9 protein-coding genes are annotated in these 13,068 nt (G+C 40.3%); 7 read left to right on the top strand and 2 right to left on the bottom strand.

All coding sequences use genetic code 11. From position 1 onward, the window contains the following. Positions 1-63: 63 nt before the first annotated feature. Together HMPREF2867_RS09325 and HMPREF2867_RS09330 are read right to left on the bottom strand one after the other, a co-directional pair. Positions 64-1,353: a hypothetical protein gene (locus tag HMPREF2867_RS09325; protein WP_070577206.1), complete on the bottom strand. Its 1,290-nt coding sequence runs from the start codon at positions 1,351-1,353 to the stop codon at positions 64-66. Next, complete coding sequence (locus HMPREF2867_RS09330) at positions 1,343-2,191, bottom strand: ATP-binding protein (protein WP_256263087.1); 849 nt, start codon at positions 2,189-2,191, stop codon at positions 1,343-1,345. The genes HMPREF2867_RS09325 and HMPREF2867_RS09330 overlap by 11 nt, the downstream gene beginning before the upstream one ends. A gap of 601 nt (positions 2,192-2,792) precedes the next feature. Between HMPREF2867_RS09330 and HMPREF2867_RS09335 the strand changes: the two genes are divergently transcribed. From HMPREF2867_RS09335 to HMPREF2867_RS11665, 7 genes are all read left to right on the top strand, one after another. After that, entirely contained in the window at positions 2,793-3,764 is a 972-nt protein-coding gene (locus HMPREF2867_RS09335; protein WP_021144192.1) for a thiamine pyrophosphate-dependent dehydrogenase E1 component subunit alpha, read from the top strand. A gap of 24 nt (positions 3,765-3,788) precedes the next feature. Then, the gene (locus tag HMPREF2867_RS09340) at positions 3,789-4,787 is read left to right on the top strand and encodes an alpha-ketoacid dehydrogenase subunit beta (RefSeq protein WP_060971279.1); all 999 of its coding nucleotides are present in this window, start codon (positions 3,789-3,791) and stop codon (positions 4,785-4,787) included. Between the two features lie 229 nt (positions 4,788-5,016). Next, complete coding sequence (locus tag HMPREF2867_RS09345) at positions 5,017-6,399, top strand: dihydrolipoamide acetyltransferase (RefSeq protein WP_070577207.1); 1,383 nt, start codon at positions 5,017-5,019, stop codon at positions 6,397-6,399. A 179-nt stretch (positions 6,400-6,578) separates the two neighbouring features. After that, a complete protein-coding gene (gene lpdA, locus HMPREF2867_RS09350) occupies positions 6,579-8,336 on the top strand; it encodes a dihydrolipoyl dehydrogenase (protein ID WP_070577208.1) in 1,758 nt (585 codons plus the stop codon). Positions 8,337-8,601: 265 nt separating this feature from the next. After that, on the top strand, positions 8,602-12,153 hold the full coding sequence (locus tag HMPREF2867_RS09355; RefSeq protein WP_070577209.1) for a GBS Bsp-like repeat-containing protein: 3,552 nt from the start codon (positions 8,602-8,604) through the stop codon (positions 12,151-12,153). A 293-nt stretch (positions 12,154-12,446) separates the two neighbouring features. Next, the gene (locus tag HMPREF2867_RS11660) at positions 12,447-12,824 is read left to right on the top strand and encodes a hypothetical protein (RefSeq protein WP_070577210.1); all 378 of its coding nucleotides are present in this window, start codon (positions 12,447-12,449) and stop codon (positions 12,822-12,824) included. Positions 12,825-12,838: 14 nt separating this feature from the next. After that, the coding region (locus HMPREF2867_RS11665) for a GBS Bsp-like repeat-containing protein (protein WP_256263088.1) at positions 12,839-13,068 on the top strand (230 nt) is incomplete at its 3' end.

Raw genomic sequence — 13,068 nt, forward strand, 5'->3', positions numbered from 1 at the left:
TTTTTAGTGAGAAGAGATATAAAGTAACAAAAAAAGAGCCAGTGGCTCTTTTTAAATATGATCTTAATAACCAGGTTCAAAGATTTCAATAATTTGAGTCAGATAACCTGCATGTAAACCGATGCGATAGTCAACATTTGGCAAACTCTTTACTAAATCATTCAGTTCTTTATCTTTGCTAACCTTATCAGCCAAAACTGGTAATTCAACAACAAGGAGTTGTGAGTGATCTAGTTGAAGGTAACTACTATTGACCTTGACATCAGGACGAAGTAGTTTAAATATCGCTCTTTCCGAAGCTTGGAGCAGTTGATATAAATCGAGGTCAGATAAAGGAATCTCACCAAACTGAGGACTGATGTTTATAGCAATATCAATATGAGCAGCTCGCATTTCTAAAATGCGGTTAGAGAGGAAACTAGATATTATTGGATTGCTAAGCCTATCTAAGTTTTCTTGAGTCTCTGGATTACCAATGCTAGCATTGTCCGTTTTATAAATCTCAAGTAGACTAGTAGCTTTGGCAGTATCTTCATTTTCCAAGGCAAGAGAAACGTCCTTGAGATTTTTCTTGAATAAGTCGAAGGACGTTTGCTTTTGCATAATAATCTGGATAAAGGATTTGTTATAGTTAGTCATAGTACCCAACAATTTATGACGTTCTTTGTTAAGTCTATCGATAGATTGTTGGTGGACAGCCTGGTTCCAATTGTAAAAATCCCATAGTAGTAGGGCAATATAGAGAACTAAGATAACAGAACTATTAGGACTGACCTTGAAAACTATTTCAAATAAATTTTTAGGGTCATTTGCTGTTGGAAGAATACTGTTAAGACCATGGATAACAGTAAAGAAGACATAATAGACAGCTAGGAAGGCAGTGCTTCGCAACCAGTTACGTCTAGCCCAAGCTTCGTCAAGACTACTCATCTGATTTAGGTCTACGGCGAAGATTTTAAGCATTAGGTAAATGATTAATGGTGCTAAGATGTAGGTCAAGATATGTAAGTTAGTGTTGAGGGTAACATCACCTTTGATATGTAAGACGTGAGGGATAATGACAATTGAAAGTAGTCGTGTTGCCATATCAAAAAGGATAGTTGGATAAAAAGCGTAAAGCAATCGATGATAGAAAGAACGCTCTTTGACAAGGGCCAAATCGGCAACAAGGAAGAAAAGCGGGTCCACAACGATTTTTACGAGACTAAAATAGGACGCTGCAGCTACATAGGACAAAAATAGAAGTAAAAGGTGTCCTCGAAGTGGCTTAATCTTAGACATAGTCTGGTAGAGGTACCAAATAGAAATGAAACTAACGGCCTGTAAGAGAGGATTGATAATATTAGTAATCATTGTAACCTCCTTTAGTCATGTCAATTTCAATTTGTAAGCGATAAATCCCAGCACGTGTATTTGAAACAATGTTAATGTTTGGATAAGTAGATAGAATAGTATTGACGCGTTTTAGTTCAGAATCAGAGAAATCAGATGTAATAGCTGAATCTTCTTTAGTACTTGAACTTTCAACGACAAAGTGTTGACTATCCTCATCTTTAAAATAAGCATAGCTAAGGTATTTCTGTTCACTATCTTGTGCTTGGTCAATGACATGATCCAAGATAGTTGATAGGACATATACCCAGTCTAAAGGATAAATAGGATAGACGGTAATAGGTTCTGGGACCTCCATACTAACCCAAACATCCAGTTCTTTTGCCTTTAGAAATTTAGCTTCAAAGAGTACCTGTAAATCTGGCAGTTTAATATTTTCTAGTTTGTCTCGATAAAAATGATCAATCTTCTTATCTAGCGGATTCGGTGTCAGTAAGTAGTCAATTAACTCCTGAGCTTCCTCATTTTGTTGAAAACGGATGATATCGTAGAGGTTTTCAGCTTCGTCTTTGATGAAGAGCTCTTGGCTAGTCTTTTTCTGGTACCAGGTATTGATGTTCTGACTTGATTTTTGAAGAAGGAGAGAATGTTCCTCTTGGGCTGCTTGTGTTTGAGCATTGAGGTCTTTTCTATAGAGATTAACCTGCTTAGATAGAATCAGAGCCGTAATGATAAGAAAGGCAATGGTAAAGTGAATGTCTGTTGAAACGAGTTCAGAAGCAAAGTAAATAAAGGCTAAGCTACAAAGAGCGACAGACGTTGACCTGTACCATGGTCTTGCTTTATCAATTTGCATCATTCGAGAGTAGTCCACCTGAAGAAGGGCACTTTGTGCAAACCAAAGTAAAAAAGCAAGAAAGAGAATAAAGGGACCAGCAAAATAGTAATCCAAGACTGCAGGGAAAAAATTGGAATAATCAGGAAAATGACCAATCTTACCGTTAAGGCAAAGGTGAAAGGTATGAAGAAAGTTTCCAAAATGGTATGTCTTAGATTTTTGTAGGATTTGGCAGCTAGAAAGAGTACAAGTGCAATAAAACCGGATTTTGGATACAAAATGCCCAAATAACTAGAGGCAAAAATTGCTATACCAGCTAAAATAATAATCCAGTATCTAAGCGGCCTTTGCGTGGTCACCTTGAAGATAATAATTTGTAAAATAAAAGCTATACATGCCGTAAGCCCGTGAATTATGACATCACTCAATATCAAATATTCTCCTATTCGGGTAAAATCTATACAATCATGCTATTATACCATATCACAAACAAAAAGAGCATACGAATTGCCTATAAGTGATAAAGATGTAAGGCTTTTCATTTTTCAAGCATATTTCTTGCCCATTAAGTTTTTTTAACCTATCCTAGATGTATAGTAAAATTTCGATAGAGGAGATCGATATGGTAAAACTTTCTAAAGAGACACATCTTGAGATGTTCACTAAAATGGAACGTATCCGTGAATTTGATTCACGTATTAATAAATTGGTTCGTCGTGGTTTTGTTCAAGGAATGACTCACTTTTCAGTTGGTGAGGAAGCAGCCAACGTTGGAGCTGTTCAACACTTGAGCTATGACGATATCTTCTTTTCAAATCACCGTGGTCACGGACAATCTATTGCCCAAGACATGGATTTGAATAAAATGATGGCGGAGCTTGCAGGTAAGGCGACAGGTGTTTCTAAGGGCCGTGGTGGTTCTATGCACTTGGCTGACTTTGAAAAAGGTAACTACGGAACTAACGGTATTGTTGGTGGTGGTTATGCTCTTGCAGTAGGTGCAGCTCTCACTCAGCAATACAAAGAAACAGGAAATATTGTTGTGGCCTTTTCAGGAGATGGTGCAACTAATGAAGGCTCATTCCATGAGTCAGTCAATATGGCAGCTACTTGGAAATTGCCGGTTATCTTCTTTATCATCAATAACCGTTATGGTATCTCAATGGATATCCATAAAGCAACAAACACACCTCACCTTTATACACGTGCGGAAGCTTATGGTATTCCTGGTTTCTACTGTGAAGATGGTAACGATGTTTTGGCTGTATACGAAACAATGGGCAAGGCTGTTGAGCATGTCCGTGGTGGTAACGGTCCCGCTATCGTTGAGGTAGAATCTTACCGTTGGTTTGGTCACTCAACTGCTGATGCAGGTGTTTACCGTACTAAGGAAGAAGTTGACGAGTGGAAGAACAATAACGACCCAATTATTAAATACCGTGACTATCTCGTTTCTGAAAATATCGCAAGCGCTGAAGAGTTAGATGCTATCCAAAGCCAAGTCAAGGCAGAGGTTGATGCAGCTTATGAGTTCGCCCAAAATAGCCCAGATCCAGAACTTTCAGTTGCCTTTGAAGATGTATGGGTAGACTAAAGAGAAAGGTTGAGGAATACAAGTATGAGTGAAACAAAATTGATGGCCTTGCGTGAGGCAGTAAACCTTGCTATGAGCGAGGAGATGCGTAAAGACGAAAACATCTTCCTTATGGGTGAAGATGTCGGTATCTATGGTGGTGACTTCGGTACATCAGTTGGGATGCTGGCAGAATTTGGTGAAAAACGTGTTAAAGATACACCAATTTCAGAGGCAGCTATCGCTGGTGCAGCTGTTGGATCTGCCATCACAGGTCTTCGTCCAATCGTTGACTTGACTTTCATGGACTTCATCACGATTGCCCTTGATGCTATCGTTAATAATGGTGCGAAAAACAACTACATGTTTGGTGGTGGTTTGAAGACTCCTGTAACCTTCCGTGTAGCTTCTGGTTCAGGGATTGGTTCTGCGGCACAGCACTCACAATCTCTTGAGTCATGGTTGACTCACATTCCAGGGATTAAAGTGGTTGCTCCAGGTAATGCAAACGACGCTAAAGGTCTTTTGAAATCTGCTATTCAGGACAATAACATTGTTATCTTCATGGAACCAAAAGCACTTTACGGTAAGAAAGAGGAAGTGACTCAAGATTCTGATTTCTACATTCCACTTGGAAAAGGTGAAATCAAGCGTGAAGGGACTGACCTTACTATTGTCACATATGGTCGTATGTTGGAACGTGTTCTTAAGGCTGCTGAAGAAGTGGCTGAACAAGGTATTAACGTTGAGGTCGTTGACCCACGTACGCTTATCCCACTTGATAAGGAATTGATTTTCGAGTCAGTTAAGAAGACTGGTAAACTGATGTTGGTCAATGATGCATATAAGACTGGTGGATTCATCGGTGAGATTGCTGCTATGGTTACTGAAAGTGAAGCATTTGATTACCTTGACCACCCAATTGTACGTTTGGCAAGTGAAGATGTTCCTGTACCTTATGCGCGTGTCTTGGAACAAGCGGTTCTGCCAGATGTTGAAAAGATTAAGGCTGCTATTATCAAGATGGCCAATAAAGGAAACTAACTTTCTAGCGACGGTTAAGTGATATGTCTCGCTAGTAAAATGTGTTTCTTGTTTTAACTGTGAGAGTATCGGAAAATATAATTTAAAGTAGAAAGGAGAGGGCGAACCAGAGGGTGTAACTGAACCCGAGCGGAAAGCTTGGAAAATAGACCGTCCGTCTACGTCAGCAGGCTGACGTGTCGGACACCTAATTTTCAGTCGCTTTCTGGTCGCTCTTGGTATCTTATAAATGGCTTTTGAGATTATTATGCCAAAGCTTGGTGTGGACATGCAGGAAGGCGAAATCATCGAGTGGAAGAAACAAGAGGGTGATGTGGTTAATGAGGGAGATATCCTTCTTGAAATCATGTCAGATAAAACGAACATGGAACTTGAAGCAGAAGATTCTGGTGTTCTTTTGAAGATTACCCGTCAGGCTGGTGAAACTGTACCAGTTACTGAGGTTATTGGTTATATTGGAGCAGAAGGTGAAGTTGTGGCCGATAATGCTGCGAGCGCACCAGCTACAGAAGCTGCTCCGCAAGTTGAAGAAGTTGCTACTGTGGAAGCACCTGTAGTGGCAGCCCAAGCCCCTGTCGTACACGAAGGTGGCAAAGTACGTGCAACACCTAAAGCACGTAAAGTAGCGCGTGAGTTGGGGATTGACCTCGCTCAAGTCCCAGGAACTGGAGCGAAAGGTCGTGTTCATGCTGATGACGTTGAGAACTTTAAGGGTGCTCAACCTAAGGCAACTCCATTGGCACGTAAGATTGCAAAGGACCTTGGTATTGATTTAGCTACCGTATCTGGAACAGGTTTTGGTGGTAAGATTACCAAGGAAGATGTCCTTGCAATCAGTGCCCCAGCCCAAGTTAAGGAAGCTGCAGCTGCACCTGTGGTTGAAGCTAAGCCAGAAAAAGTCTTGCCAGAAGGTGTGGAAGTTATCCCAATGTCTGCTATGCGTAAGGCTATTTCTAAGGGAATGACGCACTCTTACTTAACTGCGCCAACCTTTACCCTTAACTACGATGTGGACATGACTAACCTTATGGCTCTTCGTAAGCAAGTCCTTGATCCAATCATGAATAAGACTGGCATGAAGGTGACCTTCACTGATTTGATTGGTTTGGCAGTTGTGCGTACCCTTATGAAAGAGGAACACCGTTACCTCAATGCATCCTTGATTGATGATGCGCAAAATATCGAATTACACAAATTTGTTAATCTCGGTATTGCCGTTGGTCTCGATGATGGCTTGATTGTACCGGTCGTTCATGGTGCAGATAAGATGAGTTTGTCTGACTTTGTGGTGGCCTCTAAGGATGTCATCAAGAAAGCTCAGGCTGGTAAATTGAAGGCGGCAGAAATGTCAGGTTCTACTTTCTCTATCACTAACTTGGGAATGTTTGGAACCAAGTCATTTAACCCAATCATCAACCAACCAAACTCAGCTATCCTTGGTGTTTCAGCAACTATTCAGACACCGGTTGTTGTTGATGGTGAAGTTGTCGTACGTCCAATCATGGGTCTATGCTTGACTATTGACCACCGTATTGTAGATGGTATGAATGGTGCCAAATTCATGGTTGATTTAAAACATTTGATTGAAAATCCAATGGAATTGTTGATTTAAGTAAAAAAATATCTGAAAACTGAAGTTTTAAATAGAAAGGAGAGGGCGTTAAAGCGTTTGAGTTGATTTGAACTCGAACGAAATGCTTCGGAATTTAGATAGTTTTACTTGTGTGCAAGCACACTAACGTAAAACTCCTAAAATTCTGTCGCATTTTAGCGTTCTTAGTATCATAAAATATGGCTTTTGAGATTATTATGCCTAAGCTTGGTGTGGACATGCAGGAAGGCGAAATCATCGAGTGGAAGAAACAAGAGGGTGATGTGGTTAATGAGGGAGATATCCTTCTTGAAATCATGTCAGATAAAACGAACATGGAACTTGAAGCAGAAGATTCTGGTGTTCTTTTGAAGATTACCCGTCAGGCTGGTGAAACTGTACCAGTTACTGAGGTTATTGGTTATATTGGAGCAGAGGGTGAAGTTGTGGCTGATAATGCAGCCGGTGCACCTGTTGCAGAAGCAACTGCTCAATTAGAATCTGCTGGTCTTGAAGTTCCTAAAGCTCCTGCCACAGCTGCTCCAGCAGCTCCTGCAGAAAAAGCACCACTTGCTGATAATGAGTACGATATTATTGTTGTCGGTGGTGGTCCTGCTGGTTACTATTCTGCCATTCGTGGGGCACAACTTGGTGGTAAGGTTGCTATCATTGAAAAATCTGAATTTGGTGGAACATGTTTGAATAAAGGATGTATTCCAACTAAGACCTACCTTAAAAATGCAGAAATCCTTGATGGGCTTAAGATTGCTGCAGGTCGTGGTATCAACTTAGCGTCAACAAACTACACTATCGATATGGATAAGACTGTTGACTTTAAGAACTCTGTTGTTAAGACACTTACTGGTGGTGTTCAAGGTCTTTTGAAGGCTAACAAGGTTACTATTTTCAATGGTCTTGGTCAAGTTAACCCAGATAAGACAGTTACTATTGGTTCAGAAACAATCAAGGGACGTAATATTATCCTTGCTACTGGATCAAAAGTTTCACGTATCAATATCCCTGGAATTGAGTCACAACTTGTGATGACATCAGATGATATCCTTGACTTGCGTGAATTGCCTAAATCACTTGCTGTTATGGGTGGTGGTGTCGTTGGTATCGAACTTGGTCTTGTTTATGCTTCATACGGTGTAGAAGTAACTGTTGTTGAGATGGCTGACCGCATTATCCCTGCTATGGATAAAGAAGTATCACTTGAACTTCAAAAAATCCTTGCTAAGAAGGGCATGAAGATTATGACTTCTGTTGGTGTTTCTGAAATTATTGAAGCCAACAACCAATTGACCCTTAAACTTAATAATGGTGAAGAGATTGTAGCTGATCGCGCCCTTCTTTCAATCGGTCGTGTTCCTCAGTTGGATGGTCTTGAAAATCTTAACCTTGAATTAGACCGTGGTCGTATTAAAGTGAATGCTTATCAAGAAACCTCAATCCCTGGTATCTATGCACCGGGTGATGTAAACGGAACTAAGATGCTTGCTCACGCTGCTTACCGTATGGGTGAAGTTGCAGCTGAAAATGCTATGCATGGTAACGTTCGTAAGGCTCACCTTGACTACACACCTGCTGCTGTATACACACACCCAGAAGTCGCAATGTGTGGTATTACTGAAGAAGATGCACGCGCTAAATATGGTGATGTCCTCATTGGTAAATCAAGCTTTGCTGGTAATGGACGTGCTATTGCTTCAAACGAAGCTCAAGGTTTTGTTAAAGTCGTTGCAGATGCGAAGTACCATGAAATCCTTGGTGTTCATATCATTGGACCGGCTGCAGCTGAATTGATTAACGAAGCGTCAACAATTATGGAAAATGAATTGACTGTAGACGAGCTCTTGCAATCTATCCACGGTCACCCAACCTTCTCTGAAAACATGTACGAAGCCTTTGCTGACGTACTTGGAGAAGCAATCCATAACCCACCAAAACGTAAATAAGGATAAATTAAATTCTCGGACAAAGGTTCGGGAATTTTTTTATATATTTTCATTTGTATTTATTTGAAAAAATTGTTACGGATTTTCAATAGTTTTGTAGAAACATACGAATAATAAGTTAAAGAGTTTTCTATCAAGAGAGAAAGTTTATTTATAATTTTATAATATTTCTATTTTATTTAGAAATTTTTTAATAATAACCTTTCCACGAGAGTTTTTCTGTGGTAAAATGGTTCAAGTATTACAAATGCAAAAGGAAAGTTAAATGCGAACGAAAGATTTTATCTACTATGCTAGTGCGGCTGTTCTCTTGGCTGTCACAACACAGGTTGCTCAAGCAGACGAAGTGGCGACACAAACGCCTTCTGTTACCGAAGGAAATCAGTATCAACCTGTGACAGCGGCTGAGATTTTTGGTGGAGAAGCAGCCTTACCTGTAACTCCTAGTTCAACGGTTTCAGCACCCGCAGCTACGAGTGAAGTGGCAAAAGCTAGTGCTCCAGCGGTATCTACGTCTCCTGCTTCACAGAGTTCCGAGGCTGCAACGGCAACGGTATCAACTTCGGTAGCTAACTCTACTGTTGCTGTGACATCAGCTTCAGTAACATCTTCAGTTGTTAGTTCAGAAAGTGCAACTGCTTCTACAAGTGCGACAAGTTCAGAAATGTCAAATAGCACTGTAGCAACACCTGCTAAATTAACGAATTCTACGGTTGTTCCTTCTCCAACCCTTAAGGTGCAACCGAAGACTTTTATCGATGTCAGCAGCCATAATGGTGAAATCAGTGTAGATGACTATCGTGCTCTTGCACGCCAAGGTGTTGGTGGGGTCGTAGTCAAGTTGACAGAGGATACTTGGTACAATAATCCTAAGGCAGCGTCACAAGTTCGCAATGCGCAAATCGCGGGTCTTCAAGTATCAACCTATCATTTTTCTCGTTACACGACTGAGGAAGAGGCGCGCGCAGAAGCTCGTTTCTTCATTCAAGCTGCACAAAACCTTAACCTTTCAAAGAGCACTGTTATGGTTAACGATTTCGAAGACTCTAAGATGCTTCCAAATATCAACCGTAACACTCAAGCATGGGTTAATGAAATGCGTAAGCATGGTTACAACAACTTGATGTTCTATACAAGTGCCAGCTGGTTGGATGAGAACAATCTAGGCCATCGTGGACCTGTCTCAACCTCTCAATTTGGTATTGAGAATTTCTGGGTCGCACAGTACCCATCATCAACTCTTACAGCAACGAGTGCCAAAAACATGCGCTATAATGCCAAAACTGGTGCATGGCAGTTTTCAGCTACGGCTAATCTCTTGCCAAGTAAACATGTCTTCGACCACAGCGTGGATTATACAGGACGTTTCACAGCTAATGCTATTGCTGAGGTTGATGCAACTCAAGGCAATTTGAGTGGAACCATTTCTATTGTCAACAATAATCCAACTGTTGGTAGCTTTGATGTAGTCATCTCTAATGTCAAAGCACCAAATGGTGTTGAAACGGTCTCTGTTCCAATTTGGTCAGAAATTAATGGTCAAGATGACATTATCTGGTATACGGCTAACCGTCAAAATAATGGAACTTATACAGTAAACGTTAAGGCTTCAGCTCATAAAAACTCGACAGGGCTTTATAATATCCACCTTTATTATGTTCAAAAAGATGGTCAATTGACGGGTGTTGGTGGAACAACTACGCAAGTCTTCATTGGTAAGACACCTGAGCAGTTGAAACCTAAAGCAAGTTTTGCTATTGAAAACAATAATGCTAAGGCTGGAACTTTTGACGCCGTTATCACTAATATCTCAGCACCACTAGGTGTTAAAGAAGTTTTAGTGCCATCATGGAGTCTTGAAAATGGTCAAGACGACCTTATTTGGCATAAGGCGACTAAGCAAACTGATGGCAGCTATCGTGTAACCATTAAGGCAAGTGAGCATAAGGGCACTAAAGGAAATTACCGTGCCGATGCTTATATCGTGGATAACTCTAACAATCGCCATTATATTGCTGAAAAAGTAGTGGCTGTTGATTATGCTCGACCAAGTGGTGTCCTTACGATTGAAAACAACAATACTGCAGCAGGTACTTTTGATGCAGTTGTTCGTAACATTGTTGCTCCTACAGGTTTGAAAGAAGTTCTTGTTCCTTCATGGAGTTTAGCTGGTGGTCAAGACGACCTTATCTGGCATAAGGCAACTCGTCAAGCTGATGGTTCTTACCGAGTGACTATCAAAGCAACGGATCATAAGAATTCAACTGGTAAGTACCGTGCTGATGCCTACCTTGTAGATGACTCTAACAAACGTTTCTACCTTACTGAAAAAGTGGTAGAAGTTACTCAAACTCGTCCTAGTGCAAGCCTCTTTATTGAAAATAATAATGCTGATTTAGGTACTTTTGACGCTGTTATCCGCAATATCGTAGCACCAAATGGGGTTAAGGAAGTTTTAGTTCCTTCATGGAGTCTCGTTAATGGCCAAGACGATCTTGTTTGGCATAAGGCTAGTCGTCAATCTGATGGTAGTTATCGTGTAACAATCAAGTCTAGTGAGCATAAGAATTCACTAGGAAATTACCGTGCTGACGTTTACATCGTAGATAATGCTAACCAACGTCATTATGTCACTGAAACCATTGTAGACGTAAAACATAATAAGCCAGTCGGTACTATTTCAGTTGTTAATAACAATAATGATACTGGTACTTTTGATGTCATTATCAGTGATGTCTATAGTTCTAAAGGTGTTCGTACTGTTCAAGTACCTATTTGGTCTGAAAAAGATGGTCAAGATGACATTCGTTGGTATGAAGCCACACGTCAAGCTAATGGCACTTATACGGTAAATGTTCAAGCTACTAACCACAAAAATTCAACAGGCTTGTACAATATTCATTTGTACTACATTTTAAATGATGGGTCACAAGTTGGTGTAGGAGGGACAACGACAACAGTTGAATTCCGTAATGCTAAGACTAAAACGCAAACCTATATCACTAATGTTAATTCAGAAGCAGGTAGTTTCACAGTAGTGGTTGATCAAGCGCCACAAGGACGTCAGATTAAGAATATTCGTGTAGCTGTATGGTCAGAAAGTAACCAAGGAAACCTTTCTTGGTACAATACAGCACCTACTGGAACACATACTGAAATCAATGTATCGACTGTTAATCATAAGAATCTCATCGGTAACTATACGACTCATGTTTATGTAGACTATGTAGACAATACTGTAGATGGATTCAACCTTGGTGAGACAGCTCTTGCTCCACGTAATCGTCGTGTTGAGCCTCAGACGACTTATTATTCTCAACGTGACCCTCGTTGGGCTTCTAAGTGGTATGGTGTCAGCAATATGGATCAATCTGGCTGTGTTCCAACATCACTTGCCATGACTTTTACAGATATTTTGGGAACTGTCATTGCACCAACGACAGTTGCTGATTACTTATACTATAATACAAATTCATTCAATAAAACCTCAGTTGCTGGTACAGACTCAGATGGTATTGTATTAGCAAGTAAAAATTGGGGTCTGAAGAGCAACGTACTTTCAAGTATTGCTAACATTGCCTCAGCTTTGATGTCAGGGCAACACGTTTTGGCGGCAGTAGGAGCAAGTCAATTTATCAATTATCCTTACACGCATGAAATCGTACTTCATGGCTATGATAATGGTAAAACATATGTTCGTGATCCATTTAACGCCAATAACAATGGATGGTATTCATTGGATTACATTCATGGTGTTCAGAGTAGAGATGCAATGGATACTAAGCTTGGTGCACCATTCTTCTCTATCTTTGCTTAATCTATCAATCAAAGGTCTTTAGAGGGAAACTTCTAAGGGCTTTTTTAGTGTTGATTTTTGATAGTTATGTTGTTATTTACCTATTTTCAGAATATTATATAAAGGATTGAAATCTTATATTTATAGGTTTTTACGTTATTATTTTGGATTGTGTTAGTACTATTAGCATAGAAATTACTTAAATTTTTATCATTTTTGTAGTTTTTTTAGAGAATTATCACTTTTCCTCTATTCGTAAGATATTTTCTATGGTGAAATGGGTGACGTATTAAAAAGTGTCAAAGGAAAGTTAAATGCGAACAAAAGATTTTATCTACTATGCCAGTGCAGCTGTCCTCATGGCGGTGACCACTCAGGTGGCCAGTGCGGATGAGGTAGCCACTCAAATGCCTACAGTTACTGAAGGGAACCAGTATCAACCTGCGACAGCAGCAGATATTTTTGGTGGTGGAGCAGTTCTTGCGCAAGAGTCACCATCAGCAACACCAAGTTCAACCGTGGCGGTAGCTGCTACTGCTACAAGTGAAGTAACAAACTCAAATACTCCACAGGTCAGTCAAGCAAGCTCAACAACGGCTGTAGCATCTGAATCTGTAGTTCAGCCGAACACGGTAGCGAGTTCTGAAAATGCTAGGTATCGACTGCTTCTGAGGTTTCAAGCGAGGTTGTAGCTGGACCTGCTAAATTGACTCATGCTTCAGGTTCATCTAATGATACTGATGTTTTAAAACCGAAGGCTAGCTTCTCAATTGAGAACAACAACAAGGTAACTGGTACCTTTGATGCGGTTATCCGCAATATTGTTGCACCGTTAGGTGTTAAAGAGGTTTTTGTTCCATCTTGGAGTTTAGCCAATGGACAAGATGATTTGATTTGGCATAAGGCAGTTCAGCAGCACAGGGAATCGAAACTTAT

Origin of the sequence: Streptococcus sp. HMSC064H09 (genome assembly GCF_001812625.1) — a bacterium.
Classification (GTDB): Bacteria; Bacillota; Bacilli; order Lactobacillales; family Streptococcaceae; genus Streptococcus.

Excerpts from the sequence above, each read along its gene's own strand:
- lpdA (WP_070577208.1), top strand. The coding sequence starts at position 6,579 with ATGGCTTTTGAGATTATTATGCCTAAGCTTGGTGTGGACATGCAGGAA.
- HMPREF2867_RS09325 (WP_070577206.1), bottom strand. The coding sequence starts at position 1,353 with ATGATTACTAATATTATCAATCCTCTCTTACAGGCCGTTAGTTTCATT.
- HMPREF2867_RS09355 (WP_070577209.1), top strand. The coding sequence starts at position 8,602 with ATGCGAACGAAAGATTTTATCTACTATGCTAGTGCGGCTGTTCTCTTG.
- HMPREF2867_RS09335 (WP_021144192.1), top strand. The coding sequence starts at position 2,793 with ATGGTAAAACTTTCTAAAGAGACACATCTTGAGATGTTCACTAAAATG.
- HMPREF2867_RS09330 (WP_256263087.1), bottom strand. The coding sequence starts at position 2,191 with ATGATGCAAATTGATAAAGCAAGACCATGGTACAGGTCAACGTCTGTC.
- HMPREF2867_RS09345 (WP_070577207.1), top strand. The coding sequence starts at position 5,017 with ATGGCTTTTGAGATTATTATGCCAAAGCTTGGTGTGGACATGCAGGAA.
- HMPREF2867_RS09340 (WP_060971279.1), top strand. The coding sequence starts at position 3,789 with ATGAGTGAAACAAAATTGATGGCCTTGCGTGAGGCAGTAAACCTTGCT.
- HMPREF2867_RS11660 (WP_070577210.1), top strand. The coding sequence starts at position 12,447 with ATGCGAACAAAAGATTTTATCTACTATGCCAGTGCAGCTGTCCTCATG.